The sequence below is a fragment of the Maridesulfovibrio sp. FT414 genome (genome assembly GCF_050916235.1).
In the GTDB taxonomy this organism is placed as follows: Bacteria; Desulfobacterota; Desulfovibrionia; order Desulfovibrionales; family Desulfovibrionaceae; genus Maridesulfovibrio.
In genome coordinates this window covers 1,750,952-1,770,468 of the sequence record NZ_CP104854.1, presented here as the reverse complement: position 1 = coordinate 1,770,468, position 19,517 = coordinate 1,750,952, and the positions used below count along the sequence as shown (strand labels likewise).

Genomic DNA, 19,517 nt, shown 5'->3' with positions numbered 1-19,517 from the left:
TTGGTTCTTCAGTAGCACAGGATGGATTCAGTTGTGAATCAGTTTTAGCAACTAATATCGTTAATTTCCACTAAAAGGAAGATCATGACGGGCGGAAAGGTCTTTCCGCCCGCCATGTGGACTATTAACCGATCTTTTCTTTGATTGCTGCAGCGATGTTTACACCGAGCTGGAAGCACTCTTTCAGAGCGTCATGGTCAGGGCGGTTTTTGGCCTTGATTTTGGGCTCGATGATTTCCATACCCATGGTTTCAAGCCATTCGGTAAGGATATTCACACACTCTCCGGACCAGCCGAAAGACCCGACTGCAGCACCGATCTTGCCCTGCGGGCGAAGACCCTTGATGTAGGTCAGAGTATCAGCCATGCCGGGCAGAATGCCGTTGTTGTGGGTGGGGGAGCCTATTACCACGGCTGCAGCGTCGAAAACTTCGCTCATGACGTCGCTGTGGTGGTTGGCTTTCACAGACATGACCTTTACGGAGACGCCTTCGGAGGCAAGCCCGGAAGCAACAGCGTTGATCATTTTTTCTGTGGATTTCCACATGGTGTCGTAGAAGAGGACAGCCTTGTTCTTGGGAGTCTGCTTTGCATATTCAGCATATTTCTCAAGGGCGAAAGCGCAGTCCTCGCCGCGGAAAATGAGACCGTGGTCCGGGCAGATGGTGTCCAGATCAAGGTTCAGGCCGGCGAAGGTTTCAAGGGTTTTGAGAACCTTGGGAGCGTAGGGGGTGATGATGTTGGCAAAGTACTGCTGCATGTAGTCTGCAACCATTTCTTTGCTCAACTGGTCTACATAGCGTTCACTGGAGGCGATGTTCTGACCGAAAGCATCACTGGTGAAGAGCATTTTCTCTTCAGGAACATAGGTGAACATGTTGTCGGGCCAGTGCAGCATTCTGGTTTCATAGAAACGCAGGGTGCGTTTGCCGATGGAAACTTCTTCGCCGGGTTTGATGATGTGCAGGGGCCAGCCCTTGCAGTCGAAGAAGGTTTCGATGGCCTTACCGCCCATGGGGGATACGAAGATCTTTTCGGGTTTGCAGATCTCAACCATCTTGTCGAGACAACCGGCGTGGTCAGGCTCAAGGTGGTTGACTACGATGTAGTCGATTTCTTCAGGATTGGTCAGGTGGCTGAGTGCGCAGAGAAGCTGGTTCTCGAATCCGTGGGATACGGTGTCGATCAGAACTTTCTTCTCGTCCTCAATGTAGAAGGAGTTGTAGGTAGTGCCTTTGGCGGAAAGGGCATAGCCGTGGAAGTTACGGCAGTTCCAGTCGATTACGCCGAGCCAGTGCACACCTTTTTTAATTTCAACAGGTCTCACTTTAATATTCTCACTGTTATTTTTTATGAGTTCAAGTGCGCGAAAGCCGGGATTAGGCCCGGCTTTCGTGTAAATTCAGCTGTGGTTTAGAATGATTAATCTTCAGGCTCGAAGTCGTCTTTGGATGCACCGCAGACCGGGCATTCCCAGTCTTCGGGCAGATCTTCGAATTTGGTTCCAGGAGCGATTCCGCCATCAGGATCGCCTACAGCAGGATCATAAACCCAGCCACAAAGTGTACATACGTATTTCATGATTCAATCTCCATTAAGTGTAGTATTAATTTATCCCAGGGGTTTGAACGCTTTTTTGCTTGCACCGCAGACCGGACACTTCCAGTCTTCAGGCAGTTCGGCAAAAGAGGTTCCCTTGGCTATTTTCCCTTTTCGGTCTCCCTTGTCGGGATTGTAGATGTAGCCGCAGTTGCTCATCTGGCACTGATACATGTCTTTGGGCTCTGCCATGCTTGACCTGCGTGCTTATGCCTTCCAGAGGCCGTGCAGGTTACAGTATGCGCGTGCAACAACAGGCTCGGTGCTGTTCTTACATGCACAGAATTTTGCTTCGGGAGCATCGCCGGGTTTGAGCTGCTTGAAGTGGCGTGCGTTTCCGCAGGAAAGTTCAATCCACTCAATCCAGTGTTTTTCTTCCATGGGGTGTGCTACTGCGCCAACTTTTACCAAGTAGCCGTCGTCGATTTTTTCAATGACGGGAACATGTTTTTCCTTGGCGGCATCAACGGTATTTTCGACAAGGAGTTTCATGGGGCTGCCGCAGCAGACGAGTTCTCCCGCTCCGCCGTGAACTACCATGGTGATATTGCCACATGTGTCACATTTATAAACTTCATACAGTTCAGCCATTTTGCCCTCCATGGGGAGTTTGGGTTCTGCTACCAGTTTTCACAGACCAGTTGGAAATGAGCCTGAGGATGTGCGCAGGCCGGACACTTTTCAGGAGCAGATGCGCCCTGATGGGTGTATCCGCAGTTCTGACACTGCCATACCACAGGAGCGTCCTTTTTGAAAACTTTTCCGTCTTCAATGTTTTTTGCAAGAGCAAGATAGCGTTTTTCGTGAAATTCTTCAGCCACGGCAATTGCTCTGAATACTGCTGCAATGGCAGTGAAGCCTTCTTCTTCGGCAATTTTGGCGAAATCGGGATACATTTCTTGCCATTCGTGCCTTTCTCCGCCGGCAGCTTCCTTGAGGTTTTCGACAGTGCTGCCGATAACCCCTGCGGGGAAGGAAGCGGTAACTTCCACTTCTCCGCCTTCAAGAAGCTTGAAGAGTCTTTTGGCGTGTTCTTTTTCCTGATTGGCGGTTTCTTCAAAGACTTTGGAAATCTGCACAAAGCCTTCTTTCTTGGCCTGTGATGAGAAATAGGTGTAGCGGTTGCGGGCCTGCGATTCGCCTGCAAACGCAGTCAGAATGTTTTTTTCAGTACGAGTCCCTTTAAGTTCGGACATATTACCGCTCCTTAAACGATTGTTTGATTATGGCGAAATGGATAGAGGCACATCAAAACTAACAACTAACATTGTTGCTGTCAGTCTATTTTATGTAAAATAATGACTACGGCAGGTTGCCCTGCCGTAACTCACTGAATGCGCGGGTAATTTTTTAGTGGCTTGATGATATGCAGTCCGGGCAGAGACCGAAATACTCTATGCAGCATCCCTGCACCTCGTACCCTCTGGCCTGTAAACGATCCAGAGGCGGAGCTTCTATCTGCTGTTTGACATCGTCAACCTTACCGCACTGTATACAGCGGATATGGGGATGCGGTGCCGAGGTCCCGTCAAAACGGTTTTTTCCACCTGTTTCGATTTTCAGGATGACTCCATTGGCAGCCAGCAGCTCAAGGTTCCGGTAAACCGTACCCAGGCTGATATTTGAAATGCGTTTTCTTACCATCTCGTACAGTTCATCGGCTGTGGGATGGCAGGTCAACCCTTTCAGTTCTTCAAGGATTAATTCCCTTTGCTTTGATCTTCTTTGTCCTATTTTCATAATGACCTCGCGTTGACTAATTAGTAGTAACAATTCTTGTTTGTGTCAAGTGAAGTTTATGAAACCATGCCTCTGAACCTTGGATAAATTATCACCGCAGCTGACAAAGTAAATTATTATAGTGTGAAATTACGGCGATCATGACCTTGCAGTTCACTGTGAATAAAGCTATCAGGAAACAATAAGACATTTTCAGTGACGGAGCTATGTTGCCCAGCCTTAAAGCACTTATTATCCATCCGGATCCGGATGTCCGTTCCGAAATCCGCAGAAATCTTGCCGGGTCTAAGGTCGTGCGCGTGCTTGGGGAGACTGTTGCTGCCGATGAAGCACTGGAGTTGCACAAGGCTGTCGGTTACGGGATAATTTTTCTCGCTCTTGATCTTGGCGAAGGGGGCAGCGGTGTAGAGCTGGCTCAGGCGCTGGGAGCAAGCAAGCACAAGCCCGGACTCATTTTCATTGCTGAGGATGAAACAAAAGCCTATCAGGCCTTTGAGCTTGGCGCTGTGGATTATCTCATCTGGCCCCCGGATAAAGACCGAATGGGCAAAACCCTTGAGCGTATCGCCCGGTTCAAAAGTCATTTCAGGGAGATTCCTGAACCTTCGGATTGGAAGGAGTCCGGCACCGGTGTTGAAACCGGCGAGGAGACTCTCCAGCTGCCGCTTGCCGATGATGAACAGGATCGCTTCCTTTCGGCACTGAAGAATGCCTGGGATTTCTCGCAGACCCGCCAGCCGGAAATAGAGAAACTGCCGGTCAACCAGGACGGCAGCATGATCCTCATCCCCTACACGCAGATCATCTTTGTAGAGGCCTATGAGGATTATTCATACGTGCATACCGCAAATCAGAAATTTCTCACCTCCCACCGGCTCAAAAATCTTGAAGAACGCCTTGAACCGCACCGTTTTCTGCGGGTTCACCGGAAATATCTTGTTAACCTTGAAATGGTTACCGAGATAGCCACGCTTCCCGGAAGCAACTTCATGCTCAGGACTGCGGGGAGGACCCGTATCGAGCTGCCCATCAGCAGGCGGCGTATCGGCAAGCTGAAACAGATTCTGGGGATGTAGCCATGCCGCTTACCGGAATCCTTACGCCGTTTGCCGATTATGGGATGCAGTGGATGCTCTCCACGGCTAGATTGCATCATGAAAAGTCCGCTTCCCGAATTGGCGGGTTATGTTTTATCACAGAGGTGTGCTTGGTCGTATCAAAGAATGGAGGGCTCCGTGGATCATAAAGAAACACTGGACAGCCTGTTGCATGAAATGAGGGTGTTCCGCCCGTTGCCGCAAATGCTTATCGACGCCGGGGTGAATCCGCAGGATTTACGTGCCGCGCGGGAGCTTGCGGATATCGACCTGTGTGCCTACTGGGAAGAGGCTGCCGAGGAACTGGACTGGTTCACCAAGTGGGACAAGGTCTGTGACTCGTCAGATGCTCCTCATTTCCGCTGGTTTACCGGGGCACGCTGCAATATCGTCTACAATGCTCTGGACCGGCACATCGAAACCGTCAACAAGAACCGGCTGGCCCTCATCTGGGAAGGTGAACCCGGTGATTCCCGGCAGTATACCTATTACGAACTTTACCGGGCCGTAAACCGTTTCGCCAACGGTCTTAAGCGACTGGGCGTGACCAAAGGTGACCGGGTGGTTCTCTATATGCCGCAACTGCCCGAGACGGTCATCTCCATGCTGGCCTGCGCCCGGATCGGTGCAGTCCACTCTCTCGTTTTTTCAGGGTTTTCCGCCCGACTGCTCCGTGAACGGCTCTGTGAGATCAAGCCCCGCGTAGTGATAACCGCCGACGGATTCTACCGTAACGGTCAGGTCATCCGCCTCAAGGAGGAGGTCGACCGGGCCCTGCTGAGCACCCCGGACGGTATTGCCGAATCCGTGGTCGTCGTGCACCGAGCCAACGTTGAAGTGGAGATGGATTCGGCCCGCGACTGCTGGTATGCAGATCTTGTCCGTCACGAACGTCCGCATGCCCCGGCTGAAATCATGGCTGCCGATGATCCGCTTTTCATCCTGCATACCTCAGGAACAACAGGCAAACCCAAGGGTATGGTCCACTCGCACGGCGGCTACATGGTCGGGGTGCACCGCACTTTCAAGTGGGTCTTCGACCTCAAGCCCACGGATATCTTCTGGTGTTCAGCCGATCCCGGCTGGATTACCGGTCACAGCTATCTCGTTTACGGGCCACTTCTGGCGGGAACCACCACGGTCATGTATGAAGGGCATTCGCTGTACCCGCAGGCGGATCGGATGTGGAATATTGTTTCCAAGTACGGGGTGACTATTTTTTACACCTCGCCGACCCAGATACGCACTCTTATGCGTTTCGGGCACCGCTATCCTGATCAGCATGATCTTTCCACGCTGCGTATTCTCGGTGCAGTCGGGGAACCGTTCAACCCTGAAGCGTGGCTCTGGCTGTACGAAATCATCGGCAAGGGCCAGTGTCCGGTACTGGATACGTGGTGGCAGACTGAAACCGGAATGATCATGATCAGTCCCATGCCGGTGTCGGTTCTCAAACCCGGATCGGTGACCCGACCGCTGCCCGGCGTAGATGCCGATGTAGTGGACAGTGAGGGTAATCCCGTTCCTGCCGGCAAGGGCGGATTTCTGGTCATCAGGAAGCCGTGGCCTGCCATGTTCAGCGATGTGCTCGGTGATCGCGCCGAGGTCATGGATCATTACTGGAACCGCATACCCGGTATGTTCTATGCCGGTGATGTGGCCCGTAAGGATGAGGACGGATATTTCTGGATTCAGGGGCGGGCTGATGATGTCCTGAACATTTCCGGACATCGCATCGGAACTGCTGAAGTGGAGAGCGCACTGGCCAGCCATCCGCATGTGGCCGAAGCCGTTGTGGTCGGCGTGCCCGACAAGATCAAGGGGCAGGTGGCCAAAGGCTATGTGACCCTCAAGCACGGCGTGGAAAGGACCGATGACCTGCACCGTGAACTCAAGGAGCACATCCGCCGTGAGCTTGGGCCTATCGTTGTTGTTCGGGCCATCGAATTCTGCGATGACCTGCCCAAGACTTCCAGCGGCAAAATTTTACGGACTGCCTTGAAAGAGTAATACCTCCTGGGGCTTAAACTCTTTTTGAAGAGCTTAAGTCTCAGGAGGCAAAATCAAGTCGTCAATTGCGCGCAGCGCATCGAACTCATCCCAATTTAACGAGCTGCCGGACATTTATCTTTGCAGCAGTCGTTCTCCAGCTTCAACGGAGCGGGTGATCCAGACGTTGCCGCCGATGACGGAGCCCTGTCCGATGGTCACGCGACCGAGGATTGTTGCCCCGGAGTAGACGATGACGTTGTCTTCAACGATGGGATGACGGGCGATGCCTTTTATAAGCTGCCCTGAATCGTCCTGCGGGAAGCTCTTGGCTCCGAGGGTTACGCCCTGATAGAGGCGGACGTTACGGCCGATGATGCAGGTCTCGCCGATGACAGTGCCGGTTCCGTGATCAATGAAGAAATGCTCGCCGATCTGCGCTCCGGGATGAATGTCTATGCCGGTCTTGGAGTGGGCCATTTCGCCGATAATGCGCGGGATGAGGTCCACATTAAGCTTGTACAGCTCATGCGCGATACGGTGATGGGTCATGGCGATGATGCTGGGATAGCAGAAGATGGTTTCGCCCGGGCTTTTTGATGCGGGGTCTCCCACGTAGGCAGCCTGAACGTCGGTAGCAAGCAGGCGGCGGATTTCCGGCAGCTTGGCCATGAACTCGGAAGCGATCAGTTTTGCTGCCGCTTCACAGTCGAGACAGCTGCGCTCATCGGCATTGCAGAAAAAGCAGTGTCCGCGCAGAATCTGTTCCACCAGAATCCGGTAGGCCACATCAAGATTGCCGCCGATGTGGTAGCGCATGGTCTCGGGCCTTATTTCGGAGTTACCGAAATATCCGGGGAAAATGACCGCCCGCAGCCTTTCAACCAGCTCTCCAAGTGCTTCGAGTGAGGGCATGGGCCTGTCATGGTCGGGCATGTGGTATACGGCCTCGTAGGAACTTTCTTCGCACAGGGCCTCGACAACTTCCGCCAAAAGCGGGCTTCCGATCTTGCTAACCATTTTATCTTAACCTTATTCCTTGAAAAGTGTGGTGCTCAGGTAACGTTCTCCGGTGTCGGGAACAATGAATACCACCAGCTTGTCTTTGTTTTCCGGTCTTTTTGCAATCTGGACTGCCGCGTGGGCTGCGGCTCCGGCGGAGATTCCGCACAGGATTCCTTCTTCCTTGATCAGGCGGCGGGACATGGCAACTGCGTCTTCATCTGCTACCTTCACCACCTCGCTGATGATTCCGGTTTCCAGAACTCCGGGTACAAATCCGGCTCCTATGCCCTGAATACCGTGCGGGGCAGGGCTGCCGCCGGAAAGCACCGGAGATTTTTCCGGTTCCACGGCGATCACCTGTACTGAAGGATTGCGCTTCTTGAGTTCTGCGCCGACCCCGGTAAGGGTTCCGCCTGTTCCGACCCCGGCAACGAAAATATCAATTTTGCCGTCCGTATCATCCCAGATTTCGTTGACGGTTTTATTGCGGTGCGCCAGCGGATTGTCAGGGTTTTCAAATTGCAGGGGCATGAATGCGTTCGGATCGGCAGCGGTGATTTCCTTGGCCTTGTTGATCGCTCCTGTCATTCCCTGTGCAGCCGGAGTAAGAACCAGTTCCGCACCGAATCCCTTGAGCAGATCCTTGCGTTCCTGACTCATGGATTCAGGCATTGTCAGGACCAGCTTGTAGCCCTTTACCGCGCAGACAAAGGCAAGACCGATGCCGGTATTGCCGCTGGTGGGTTCGACAACGGTTGCTCCCGGTTTGAGATCGCCGCGTTTTTCCGCTTCTTCAATCATGGAGACGCCGATGCGGTCCTTGACCGATGAACAGGGGTTGAAAAATTCGAGCTTTGCGGCAACCTGTGCGGTGCAGCCTTCGGTTACTTTGTTCAGCCTGACCAGCGGAGTGTTCCCGACCAGAGAAATCATGGACTCATGTATATTCATAATCAACCCTCTTGATTGATGTATTTTTTGATTTCCTGCCCTAAATCTCTATAAAAAGCAAAAATACGGACAAGATTTTTCTGATATGGAAATATCCTGTCCGTATTGAGCCAGCTCACAATAAGCGGCCCGGCTGCTAGTGGTGGTGTTCATCCACCCAGTCGAGCCCTTCATCACCACGGCGGAAGGGGGACATTTCCCGCAGCCTGCTGATGATCAACGGCAGTTCTCTGAGCACGAGGTCTACATCTTCGTCGGAGTTGTAGATGGACAGGGAGAACCGTAGTGAACCGTGCGCATAGGTGAAGGGAACCCCCATGGCCCGCAGGACGTGGGACGGTTCCAGTGACCCGGAAGTACACGCTGATCCGGAGCTTGCGCAGATGCCGAACTGGTCGAGCATGAGCAGCATGGCTTCTCCTTCAATGTACTTGAAGGCGATGGACAGGGTGTTGGGCAGGCGCATTTCCCTGTCGCCGTTCACGATTGCATCGGGAATGGCGGACATGAGACCCTGTTCAAGGCGGTCACGCAGGGCGCGCACACGGGTATTTTCTTCGTCAATGTGCTTTACTGCCAGCTCCATGGCCGTTCCGAGTCCGACGATGCCGGGCAGGTTTTCAGTTCCCCCGCGCCGACCATGTTCCTGATGTCCGCCGAGCATAAAGGGACGGAACGGGGCGTTGCGACGCAGGAATAACGCTCCTACTCCCTTGGGAGCGTGGATCTTGTGGCCTGACAGGGCAAGGTAGTCCACGGGGAGCTTCTTCAGGTCGATGGGAAGCTTGCCCACGGCCTGAACAGCGTCAGTGTGAAATAGGATGCCCCTTTCCTTGGCGATCATGGACATCTTCTCGATCGGGGAAATTACGCCAGATTCGTTGTTGGCGTACATCACCGAAACAATGGCTGTGTCAGGACGCAGGGCGTCGCGGTACTGGGCGAGATCGAAGAGTCCCCTGGAATCTACCGGCAGGTAGGTGACATCGTAGCCCTTGCGCTCGTAGTGCTTGGCCACGTTGAGCACTGCAGGGTGTTCCACGCGGGTGGTAACAAGATGCCTTTTTTCCGGCTGGGATTCTATGGCGGAGAAAATGGCGGTGTTGTCGCTTTCAGTTCCGCAGGAAGTGAAGATGATTTCATCCGGATCGCAGTTCAGCCCTGCAGCTATCTTCTGGCGGGCCTGTTCCATGTGCAGGCCGGACTTGCCGCCCAGTCGGTGCATGGAAGACGGGTTTCCGTATTCCTCTCCGAGGAAGGGAAGAATTGCTTCGCGCACTTCCGGTGCGACCATGGTTGTGGCGTTGTTATCAAGATATGCGGCACACATTTTAAGCCTCCCGCACGGTTATTTCAGGTTCCACGGTGTCCTTGAGTCTGCGTTCAACGAATCCCTTGAGGGTGTTGCCGCTGGAAGGGCATCCCACACAGGAGCCGCGCAGGGACACGATGACTTCATGTCCGTCGATGTCGATCAGCTCAATGTCTCCTCCGTCCTTGTTCAGGGCCGGGCGGATTTCCTGCTCAATGATCTTGGTGACCAGCTGGAATCTCTTTATGTTGGTCAGCTTGGCAGGCTTTTCCGGTTCAGGTGCCGGGACCGCAGCCTTTCCGGTCAGGGTTTCGGTGATGATCTCCTGAATGCGCCCGTGACATTCCTCGCAACCTCCGCCTGCCTTGGTGAAGTTGGTCACTTCCTCAATTGTGGTCAGCTTGTTGTCGAGCACGGCACGCTTTATCTGCAGGTCGGTAACGCCGAAGCACTTACAGACGATTTCCCCTTCCGGGGCCGGGGCAGCTTCAAGTCCGCGATATCTGCGGATGGCATCTTCAAGTGCTTCCTGGCCCATTACGGAACAGTGCATCTTTTCCTTGGGCAGGCCGCCAAGAGCCTCGGCGATTTCCTTGTTGGTGATCTTTTCGGCCTCTTCAATGGTCATGCCCTTGATCAGTTCGGTCAGAATGGAGCTGGAGGCAATTGCGCTTGCGCAGCCGAATGTCTGGAACTTGGCATCCTCAATTCTGCCGTCCTTATCGATCTTGAGGAAGAGGCGCAGTGCGTCTCCGCAGGAGAGGGAGCCGACTTCACCGACGGCATCTGCGTCTTCTATTGTACCTACGTTTTTGGGATCAAGAAAATGTTCTCTTACCTTATCAGTATATTCCCACATGGTGTCCTCCGCATCCCCGGAGTGGGGGAGTTTATTTTGGTCTGGGCGTGGAACTCAGAACTCAGATTGTTATAACTATACGCACTTCCTGCTTCCTGTGAAGAAATAATTCTTTGTACGTGCTTCATGGACTAGATATTTTATACCTTTTTGGTATGATTTATTGTACGCTCAACTCCCTGCCTCCGCAAGGAATTATATCCGTATGATCTTAATTTAGGATCATACGGGAAAAATACAAGGGGCTGATCGTAATCAGCCCCTTAAAAAATTAATCAGCTACATACGTCTGCGGGATGAGTTCTCCGCGAAGAACAGCAAGACCGCCGCGGCCCATTACTTCCATTTCCTCCAGTCCTGTGACTGGAATGACCGGAGCAATAAAGTTTACGAGCTCTTCCACCGCTGCAACGAGCTTTGTGCTGCGGGCCAGTCCGCCGGTGAGAATTACGGCGCTGACAGACTTGTTTGTCTTATCCTTCCGCATGAGAGCAGGTATGAACGAGCAGATGTGCTTGCCGATGTTGTAGATCAGGGCTTCGAATATCAGTTCGGTTTCAGGGGCTCCGGCAGCTATGCGGGCCTCGATTTCCCGTAGATCATTTGTGCCGGTCAGGGCGAGAAGACCGCAGCCTGATGTGATGGTCTTCCTTATTTCCGCAAAGGAGTATTTCCCTGACTCGACAAGCTGCAGGACAGGAAGCACCGGTAGGGTTCCCGATCTCTCGGGGCTGAATGGGCCTTCTCCGTCAAGGGCATTGATGACATCCACGACCCTGCCGTAACGGTGGGCTCCAATGGAGATTCCGCCTCCCATATGGCAGACGATGAATTTTGATTCTTCATAAACGATCCCCATTTTTTCTGCCACGCTGCGTGCAACCCCTCGCTGGCTCAAAGCGTGAAATACGCTTCGCCGTCTTATCTCAGGCAGGCCGGTCAGCTTTGCCACCGGGTCCATTTCATCCGTAACCACCGGATCCATGATCATACAGGGGATTCCCCATTTGTCAGCAAGTGTCCGGGCGATCATGGCTCCAAGGTTGCAGGGATGGGCACCATATCTCGCGCTTTTGAGGTCTGCGATCATGTCATCGTTAATCGAGTACGGTCCTCCGGGGATCGGTTTAAGGAGGCCTCCGCGTCCGACCACAATACCGGGTATATCGTCTGCAAGTTCGTTTTTAATAAGGTCCATAACAGATGCACTTCTGAAGTCCAGCTGTTCCATTACAGAAGAATATTTATCTATCTCGCTGCGCGGATGACGCACCTCAGCGTCAAAACAGATTTTTTCATCGCAGAAAATGGCTACCTTGGTAGAGGTTGAGCCCGGATTTATCACGAGTATTTTGTCTGGCATTCATTGTCTCCATGAATATGATGCTTAATTACAAGTACATTATGTGATAAAATGTGCAAAAACAAAAGATGTTCCTGCCCCAGTAGAGCTGGACTGTACCTTCTGCCGGTGCATGAGTCCTTGACTGAGGTCAGAAGTCCATGGTTACTTTGATCCGTAACATGCTGAATTAGCAGGATGACAAATAAAAGCCCGTCAAAGGCATAACGCTGGTAAATCATCGAAGGTATGGAATATGACACTGAAAGTTGTACCGATAAACACCATTACCGCCACACGCAGGAAGATTTTACATGCCGCCTACAAGTGTGCGGCAAAGAACGGGTTCAACAGGTTGGATGTGGAAGAAGTAGTTCAGCGGGCTGGAGTGTCCCGAAAAATATTGTACAGTTACTTCAACGGGCTTGAAAATCTGATGATTGAACTCGGGTGTTCCGGAATCTACTGGCCCACCACAGAGGAGCTTCTGGCAAATGCTCCGGCGCAGTTTCCGGATCTGCCCCCCGAAGAGCAGGTCGGGGCTTTTTTTTCGGCCCTGAGGCGCACGCTGGAAACTCGGCCTGACACTTTGAAGCTGCTGGCCTGGGAAATGCTGGAGAGGACTCCGCTTTCTGAGGTCTTGGAGGATATACGGATCAGGACGGCCCTGGAGTTTTTTGAACACCTGACTCCGGACGTGCCGGACGACGCGGACCTTGCAGCGGCAGTGGCTCTGCTTGGCGGGGGGATTTCCTATCTTGCCATACGGGCATTGACCACCAGGCATTTCGGCGGGGTCAGCCTTCAGGAGGAAATCGGCTGGGAACGCATGGAAAAGACCATGAACCAGATGCTCAAGGGACTGCTGTTCCCCTGTTAGTACACTGCAAGGCTTTTGCTATCGACGCATTCTGAAGAACAAAACCAGCGGGGAAGAGACTATCATTATAAGCATGGCGGCTTCCGGGGGCAACAGCTGCTGTGCCGCGATGCAGACTCCGAGCAGGATCAGAAACCATGGAATCCAACCTTCCACGTAGACTTGCCCCAGCGGCCCGAAGAGCATGGTCAGGACAATTCCGATCCACAGAACGTCGGGACGCGTTTTTCTGAGCCGCAGTCCCAGCCAGAAGGGCAGGATGGTGGCTCCGAGAATAATCAGGACGAGCAGAATTTCGTTAATGCCTATTCCGGTCATGACGGCAGCTCCTTTGTTGGGCTGAAATCTTGTTTGTCAGCATGTTGCCGTATCAGGGTTCTGTCAGGGGTATTACCAGTCAGCACCGGTTTTCTCCGGGACATACGAACCCGTTTGGACTGTTTCTTTTCCTGGGCCCATCACCTGATATGGTAAAAAAAACGGGTAAGGTTCTGTCCTTACCCGGCTGAAAGTTTCTTCGATCGGTTTTTAATGCTTCTGCTGGTCAGCCTTTAGCTGCCCGCAGGCGGCTTTGATGTCCTGACCCATGGACCTGCGGATCGTGGCTGTGATGTTTTTGCTCCAGAGATGCTTTTCAAACTCCAGAACCTGCTCCTTGCTCGGAGCTTTGTACAGAGGCTTGTCACCGGGGTTGTAGGCAATGAGGTTTACCTTGCACTTGCGGTGTCCCAGCAGCTTTACCAGCTGTTTTGCATGTTCGATGGAGTCGTTGACCCCTCCCAGAAGAAGGTATTCATAAGTTACCCGTTCCCGCGGACGCAGCGGATAGCGGTCCATTGCGGCCAGCAGGTCTTTGATGTGGGTCTTGGCGGCCTTGGGCATAATCTTTTCCCGCAGTTCCTGTGTGGGGGCATGCAGGGATATGGCAGGCAGGGTCAGTTCTTCCCGTCCCAGAATTTCAAGCTGTTTTATGAAACCAACGGATGATACCGTGATCCGGCGTCTGGAGAAATTCAGCCCGTCAGGATTGTTGAGGGTCTTGAGCGATTTGATCAGGATTTCAAGGTTGAGCAGCGGTTCGCCCATGCCCATGAAAACAAGGTTCTTGAGCGGGGCATGCCCGTTCTGCTCAAGGTAGGCACGGCCCGAAAGAACCTGCCCGAGTATTTCGGACATGGACATGTTACGTTCGAAGCCCATCAGTCCGGTGTTGCAGAAGGTGCAGGCCATGGCGCAGCCTACCTGAGTGGACAGGCACTGAGTGTAGTGACCGTCCATGGGGATGAGCACGGTTTCCACAAGGGCCCCGTCGTCAAGGCGCAGCAGCAGTTTGACCGTTCCGTCCTTGCTGGTCTGGACCACGTCCACCTGCGGGTGGCGGATCATGGCCCTGCCTTTCAGTTCCTCCCTGAAGTTCTTGGCAAGATTGGTCATGGCATCGAAATCCGGGGCTCCTTTCTGCCAGAGCCACTGCCAGAGTTGTGCTGCCCTGAATCTGGGGGCTCCGAGTTCCTGAACCACGAAGCTTTCAAGCTCGCTGTAGTCAAGGTCGAGTATATCTATCATTTATCGTTGTTTCCCGGGCTGAAGCGTAGGATATAAACACGCTGGTTCACCCATTTTACAGTTAAAACATCCAGTTCCTCAACCGTAAGGAGCTCGCGGAGCATCGGCGGCATGGATTGAATGAACCTGTAGAATTCTGTGTAATCGTCGTTGGTTAAAAGCAGAACCGCATTTTTGAATTCAGTGTTCCTGAAGTAGCTGTAGGCCGGATATTTTTCAGCATCAGTGTGCTCTTTTTTGAAAAGATCGGCAGCCATGTGCGGAGTTGCCAGCGCCTGCAGGATTTCTCCCGGATGGGAACCGGAACCGAGCGAGTACATGCACTTTGATCCGTTATCAAGCTTTTTCAGAAAGTAGACAACATCCGGGTAGGTCTTGATGAAATAGGGGCGATGCATGATCAGGGTGTCCGGGCCGGCGAACTCTTTGAGCCTGTCGGTCACAGCCTGTCCCATGATAGGAAGGGGTCTGTTTTCTGTCAGGCTGCTGTAGGCCGGCAGGGCATGGTAGTAGAAAGGCATGACCGTTGAGATCGCGACCGCGGCTGCCGTGATGTGCAGGGCGGGGTAGTCATGCTGTTTTATGCTTACGTAGAGCAGTACAAGGAAAAAGCATCCCAAAGCGATGAAGAAGGGAAGCATCAGGTCCATGTACTGTCCGACCACAACTCCGTCAGCAAGGTTGACCGAGACATTGCCTGATTTGAATGAGCGGTATCCAAGCATTGCGGCCATGGAGCACAGCCAGATGAAGCCCATCTCAAACATGGTACGGTAGGCCTTGTCCCGCCTTGCATTGAGCAGCCAGTCGCAGACGAGGATGGACAGCAGCGGTAGAACCGGCAGCATGTAGCGGTTTGACTTTAGCTTGAAAAGCAGGGTGAATACCGCAAGGTAGATCAGGAAAACGCAGGCCATGAATACATACCGTTCATCAAAGCGCTCTTTTAAGCTGCGCCAGATTGAATAAACGGTGCCGAAAACATATCCTCCCCAGGGGAAAAAGATGACGGTCAGTGTATCAATGTACGGGTCAAGACGGGACAGTTTGTCCAGGGCCTTGGTGCCGGTTGTGGACGTGTTGTGGAAGAACTGTCCTATCAGTCCCTGAGTGTAGTCGAAGCTGCTGTTCGTCCATGCCATGTAGAGCCAGAGGAAGAAGGGAACGCATCCGGCGACAAACCAGAGCAGGATAATCTTGCGTTCGTTCCATTTGGCCGCCACAAGTCCGCGTATATTCAGCGAGGATAAAAACGTGCTTTGCGTGTCGGATTCGCGGGCCTTTTGCGTATTGAAACGTATCCCTTCAGCCAGAACGTATCCGGCCATGGGCAGAAAGGCGAATGGCCCTTTTGCAAGCACACCCAGTGCGGTCAGGATTGCCCCGCCTGTGGCGACCTTTCTGCTTCTGTCTCCCAGATAGCGTAAAAGGTAAAAGTAGCTGGCCCAGGTAACGCAGCAGGCAAAGACCACGTCCACCTTCATCATTACGGCCATGAATTTGAACAGCACCGAGCTTTGCAGGATCGCCCCGGCAAGAAGTCCGGTGGCAGGACCGAAAAGGCGGCGCCCGGTCAGGGCGGTGCCCAGAACCATGAGAACTGAGCATATGATTGTGGGGATGCGCAGCACGAAGAGGGTGTTCCCGCTGAAATCGCTGAGCGATGCAAGCCAGGCAAAGGGGGACATTACCCAGTAAGCCAGAGGCGGCTTTTCCATACGCGGTATACCGTCGAACATGGGGACGAGGAAGTTTCCGCTCTTTATCATTTCATAAACGGAGCGTGCATATTTGGGCTCGTCAATGTCGTAGAAATAGTTCAGCCAGGTACCGTATGTGGATACTATGACAGAAAAAAGCAGCAGTAGTGCCAGCAGCATGGGCCAGCGTTCCCGGCAGAATTTATCAAGTCCAGATTCCGTTTGCTCAGTCATTATTTTTCCCAGAAATGAATTGTTTGGTCGCGCTCCTGTGCGCGCAGACCTCTTCTAGCAGAGTTTTTCCGGCAAGTCGAAAGGTGTGGGGCTGGATTAAATGGCCCTGATAGGATACCTGTAAAGTCAGTACATATCCTGTGTTATCTCAAAAAGAGGCTTGCATGCGTTTTCCTTTGACCGCAAATTTTTTTCTTCTGCTCGTTTTATCCGTATTGCTCCCTGTGTCCGTTTGCGCAGCTCCTTTTCTGGCTGTGGGTGATTTTCAGGATCAGGACGGAAATTCTGTGCCGGAGTTTGTTTCTCATCTGGAGACAGCTCTGGTTGAGTCCGGTGTGGTGTCTGCGAACAGTACTGCGGAAGAAAGCCATGCCAGATACCGGTTGTCCGGACTGGTGGAAAAAAAAGCAAATGGAACATCCTTTTCGGCTTTGCTCACGGATAATTTCCACCTGGAGCCGGAAGTCTTTCTTAAAGGACGGCAGGTCGGCGGGCACACTTCAGGACCGGCTGCTGGAAAACTCGCTGCTTCAGTTGCGGAGCTTATTTCCAACCAGTCTGTAAGTGAGGTGGAGGTCAGCGGTGACTCCAGGCTAACCCCCAATGCCATAATGGCGCTGGCTCAGATTTTTCCCGGAGAGCAGGCCACTCCCCAGAAGATCATTGCGGCCAGGGTTATTCTCGATAACTGCGGGCTTTTCGAACGGGCCAGAATCTATCTGACTCCGGGGACGGACGGGCGCAAGGTACGCATTGCCGTCCGGGAAAAACGCATGATTGTGGCAGGGGAAATGCCGGGCCCCGGAATGAATGTTCTGGACAATATTCTCGGACCTCCTGATGCAGATCTACCGGAGTTCCCGGCTCCTGCTTCCGGCGGGGATAGGAAGAGCATCCAGTATGCCAACTGTACCGGTTGCCTGGCTTATCATGGCGGGCATATCCTCGAAGAACTGGGACAGGTTGAAGAGGAATATTCCCCGGAAATGATCGAGGAACTGGTCGACATAGCTGCTGCCATTCGGGACAGGATTGCTTCCTACGACAATTCCTGCCGAGATATGTGCATTCTCCTGATGAAGCTCTGTTCGGTGCTTGATTCCCGCACAGTGCGGAATATGATCGATAAACTTCAGCATGGCGTTGAAGTTAGCCCGGAAAACCCTTCGTTTACGAAGACACTCAGCCGTATTGAATTTCTTGGACGGGCGCAGGCGGCCGCGCAGGAGGCCCAGACCATACTTGCCGCACGTATTTTTTCCGACCGCCCACATTCTCCGGTTGCCCCGTGGGTGCTCTACTCTCTGGGAGAGCAGGCCATTAAGGCTGAGGACATAACAAAGGCTGCCCCTCTGCTGGCCGGTGCTGTTTCGGTTTCTTCCCTGCCGGTTTCTCCGGAAATGCTGATCACCGCCGCCAAAGCTCAGTACAGCAATCTGGACCCGGATGTCGGTGATGCTGCGGTTGAGCTGTTGAGGCCGCTTCTTGCCGAGCCGGATCTTTCGGCGGAATTGCGCAGAGAGATAACCGGTCTTGGGCATTGGGGTGCCCTTTGCGAAACCGTTTCCTCTGTTGGAGAGGCTGATGACTTTGCCTTGCAGCTGAAAAAAGGTGATGCCCTGATTCTGCTTGACCGTCCTGACCTTGCGGAGCCGCTGTTCCATGATCTGCACAGTTCCCATCCTGATGATGCCCGGCCTTTTATCGGTTTTGCGCGGCTGGCATTTCAGCGCACCGGCAACCTTCTTTCAGTCCGTCCCTATCTTGAAAGGGCCGAGCGGCTTTCAGGAAAAGACCGTTTCTTTTATGAGCTGGCCCTTGCCTACAAGATAGAACGTATTACCGGTGAAGCCCTGCCTACAATTCATAGTGAAGGAAGGAGTTCGGAGGAAGCGGCGGCAACCCGTTTTCTGCTTCCCAAGGCTGCTGAGTATGCTGACGGTTATGAAAGGTTCAATCGGCCTCAGGCCCTGCTGATTGAAAAGGGTATCCGGGTTCTCGATAACTGGCTGGCGTATCCGGACATGACTGATTTGCAGGCACTGGACGCCATGTACAGTCAGACTGCGGATCTGCTCAAACAGTATCCGGATGAACAGGACGTTATTTCAGCCTGTTATTACTTCTCCGTAAATTCACGGAATCGGAGCGAGGTCAGGGGAATGCTTGGTACTCCGTTGGGGGCAGGCGTGGGCTACAGGGCCCGTTTCCTTCAATTGAACCTGCTTATACGGGAGATGGTCATTGATCCTTCAGCGGCAATTGCCGAGGCCCTTGGGCTGGCGGGGAGAGCTGCTTTTTCCGACGAACAAAGCCGTGGGCAGGCAGTTGCTCTTCAGGCGGATGCCCATGCTCTGCTGGGCATTTACAGTAATTCCACAGCTGAGCTGGAACGGGCCCGTTCCCTGTATGCTCTGGCCCTCGATTTGAGTGACGGGGATGGACAGGCGCGGTTGCTGAATAATCAGGCGTGCGTGAACCTTGCGCTCGGTCGTGTTGCCGAGGCCGACGATATTTATGATGAAGCGCAGGACAGAGGCCCGCAGTTGAAAGAGGCCGTAGTGCTTGGAAAAGTGTTCACAGCCGTTCCCGAAGGTGAGCGCAGGGCGGCTTTGAACCGGATTGCAGTTGAAGCGGAAAATGAAATGATCCGGGCTGTCGCGCTGGAACTGGCCTCAGACGGCAATGCCGATGACGGGCAGGAAGTGCAGGTCGCATCTGCGGTTAACGGAACAGCCGAGCCCGTGAATCCCCCAGTGTTACCGGGGATGTCCGGGGTGCTTCTGCAGGAATATTTTCAGATGGGAGGTGGATACGACAACTACAATGGTCTGCAATTGATCTTTGAATATGAAAGCAGACCGTGGCTGCTGCCGTCTCGGAGTTTTCCGGTTAGGAAGTAGAGTTCAGGACGTGTTTAGTCAATGGACTCAATTGAATAGTCCAGCTCTTCGGCCATGAGCCGCAAAGGCTCAACACCGCCGGTGATTCTCATTATTTCCACAAGTGTTTCCGCACCAAGTTTGGCCTTTTTGTCTTCAGGATCTACTTCGCGCATAAGGGTCTTCGGGGTTTTGCCCAGTTGTCTGGCCAGTTCTTCCAGCGGAACCGGTCCGTTTAAAACAAGATTTTGAATTGCTTTGTCAATTTTTTCAGACATAAATCGAATAATCCTTCCATTCACATTGCCTTAGTTTTTTGCTTCAATATCCCAAAAGATTGTTTACCTCAACCTTGGTTTTG

General features: G+C 52.9%; 19 protein-coding genes. 4 read left to right on the top strand and 15 right to left on the bottom strand.

Annotated elements, in window-relative coordinates:
- Nucleotides 1-124 precede the first annotated feature (124 nt).
- The 6 genes from N7E73_RS07870 to N7E73_RS07845 all read right to left on the bottom strand — a co-directional run bounded on the left by N7E73_RS07870 (nt 125) and on the right by N7E73_RS07845 (nt 3,339).
- The gene (locus N7E73_RS07870; RefSeq protein ID WP_432738503.1) at nt 125-1,327 is read right to left on the bottom strand and encodes an FprA family A-type flavoprotein; all 1,203 of its coding nucleotides are present in this window, start codon (nt 1,325-1,327) and stop codon (nt 125-127) included.
- 95 nt (nt 1,328-1,422) lie between these two features.
- Nucleotides 1,423-1,581 carry a rubredoxin gene (rd, locus tag N7E73_RS07865; protein ID WP_432738502.1) on the bottom strand — a complete coding sequence of 53 codons (159 nt, stop codon included), beginning with the start codon at nt 1,579-1,581 and terminating at the stop codon, nt 1,423-1,425.
- A gap of 30 nt (nt 1,582-1,611) precedes the next feature.
- Nucleotides 1,612-1,791 (bottom strand): rubredoxin, encoded by a 180-nt coding sequence (locus tag N7E73_RS07860; protein WP_432738501.1) that lies wholly within the window; start codon nt 1,789-1,791, stop codon nt 1,612-1,614.
- Between the two features lie 15 nt (nt 1,792-1,806).
- On the bottom strand, nt 1,807-2,190 hold the full coding sequence (locus N7E73_RS07855) for a desulfoferrodoxin (RefSeq protein ID WP_432738500.1): 384 nt from the start codon (nt 2,188-2,190) through the stop codon (nt 1,807-1,809).
- 29 nt (nt 2,191-2,219) lie between these two features.
- Entirely contained in the window at nt 2,220-2,795 is a 576-nt protein-coding gene (rbr, locus tag N7E73_RS07850; protein ID WP_432738499.1) for a rubrerythrin, read from the bottom strand.
- A 154-nt stretch (nt 2,796-2,949) separates the two neighbouring features.
- Entirely contained in the window at nt 2,950-3,339 is a 390-nt protein-coding gene (locus N7E73_RS07845; RefSeq protein WP_432738498.1) for a Fur family transcriptional regulator, read from the bottom strand.
- 209 nt (nt 3,340-3,548) lie between these two features.
- Here N7E73_RS07845 and N7E73_RS07840 point away from each other — a divergent pair, with 209 nt between their 5' ends.
- Complete coding sequence (locus N7E73_RS07840; protein ID WP_432738850.1) at nt 3,549-4,415, top strand: LytR/AlgR family response regulator transcription factor; 867 nt, start codon at nt 3,549-3,551, stop codon at nt 4,413-4,415.
- Between the two features lie 159 nt (nt 4,416-4,574).
- Nucleotides 4,575-6,446, top strand: a complete 1,872-nt coding sequence (gene acs / locus N7E73_RS07835; RefSeq protein ID WP_432738497.1) for an acetate--CoA ligase — start codon at nt 4,575-4,577, stop codon at nt 6,444-6,446.
- 114 nt (nt 6,447-6,560) lie between these two features.
- Here the strand turns inward: acs and N7E73_RS07830 are convergent, their stop codons facing one another.
- The 5 genes from N7E73_RS07830 to buk all read right to left on the bottom strand — a co-directional run bounded on the left by N7E73_RS07830 (nt 6,561) and on the right by buk (nt 11,915).
- Nucleotides 6,561-7,445 carry a serine O-acetyltransferase gene (locus N7E73_RS07830; RefSeq protein WP_432738496.1) on the bottom strand — a complete coding sequence of 295 codons (885 nt, stop codon included), beginning with the start codon at nt 7,443-7,445 and terminating at the stop codon, nt 6,561-6,563.
- Nucleotides 7,446-7,457: 12 nt separating this feature from the next.
- Nucleotides 7,458-8,381: a cysteine synthase A gene (cysK, locus tag N7E73_RS07825; RefSeq protein ID WP_432738495.1), complete on the bottom strand. Its 924-nt coding sequence runs from the start codon at nt 8,379-8,381 to the stop codon at nt 7,458-7,460.
- A 136-nt stretch (nt 8,382-8,517) separates the two neighbouring features.
- A complete protein-coding gene (gene nifS / locus N7E73_RS07820) occupies nt 8,518-9,711 on the bottom strand; it encodes a cysteine desulfurase NifS (RefSeq protein WP_432738494.1) in 1,194 nt (397 codons plus the stop codon).
- Between the two features lies 1 nt (nt 9,712).
- Complete coding sequence (nifU, locus tag N7E73_RS07815; RefSeq protein WP_432738493.1) at nt 9,713-10,552, bottom strand: Fe-S cluster assembly protein NifU; 840 nt, start codon at nt 10,550-10,552, stop codon at nt 9,713-9,715.
- 271 nt (nt 10,553-10,823) lie between these two features.
- Nucleotides 10,824-11,915, bottom strand: coding sequence for a butyrate kinase (gene buk, locus N7E73_RS07810; protein ID WP_432738492.1), 1,092 nt, complete (start codon nt 11,913-11,915; stop codon nt 10,824-10,826).
- Between the two features lie 235 nt (nt 11,916-12,150).
- Between buk and N7E73_RS07805 the strand changes: the two genes are divergently transcribed.
- Entirely contained in the window at nt 12,151-12,774 is a 624-nt protein-coding gene (locus tag N7E73_RS07805; protein ID WP_432738491.1) for a TetR/AcrR family transcriptional regulator, read from the top strand.
- A gap of 18 nt (nt 12,775-12,792) precedes the next feature.
- Here N7E73_RS07805 and N7E73_RS07800 read toward each other — a convergent pair whose 3' ends face one another.
- From N7E73_RS07800 to N7E73_RS07790, 3 genes are all read right to left on the bottom strand, one after another.
- Nucleotides 12,793-13,092, bottom strand: a complete 300-nt coding sequence (locus N7E73_RS07800; RefSeq protein WP_432738490.1) for a hypothetical protein — start codon at nt 13,090-13,092, stop codon at nt 12,793-12,795.
- 210 nt (nt 13,093-13,302) lie between these two features.
- The gene (rlmN, locus tag N7E73_RS07795) at nt 13,303-14,340 is read right to left on the bottom strand and encodes a 23S rRNA (adenine(2503)-C(2))-methyltransferase RlmN (RefSeq protein WP_432738489.1); all 1,038 of its coding nucleotides are present in this window, start codon (nt 14,338-14,340) and stop codon (nt 13,303-13,305) included.
- Nucleotides 14,337-16,274: an ArnT family glycosyltransferase gene (locus N7E73_RS07790; protein ID WP_432738488.1), complete on the bottom strand. Its 1,938-nt coding sequence runs from the start codon at nt 16,272-16,274 to the stop codon at nt 14,337-14,339. The genes rlmN and N7E73_RS07790 overlap by 4 nt, the downstream gene beginning before the upstream one ends.
- 164 nt (nt 16,275-16,438) lie before the next feature.
- Between N7E73_RS07790 and N7E73_RS07785 the strand changes: the two genes are divergently transcribed.
- Nucleotides 16,439-19,177, top strand: coding sequence for a cyclic nucleotide-binding protein (locus tag N7E73_RS07785; protein ID WP_432738487.1), 2,739 nt, complete (start codon nt 16,439-16,441; stop codon nt 19,175-19,177).
- Nucleotides 19,178-19,191: 14 nt separating this feature from the next.
- On the opposite strand, the gene N7E73_RS07780 is transcribed toward N7E73_RS07785, so the two are convergent.
- Nucleotides 19,192-19,434, bottom strand: coding sequence for a phage regulatory CII family protein (locus N7E73_RS07780; protein WP_432738486.1), 243 nt, complete (start codon nt 19,432-19,434; stop codon nt 19,192-19,194).
- Between the last annotated feature and the right edge of the window lie 83 nt (nt 19,435-19,517).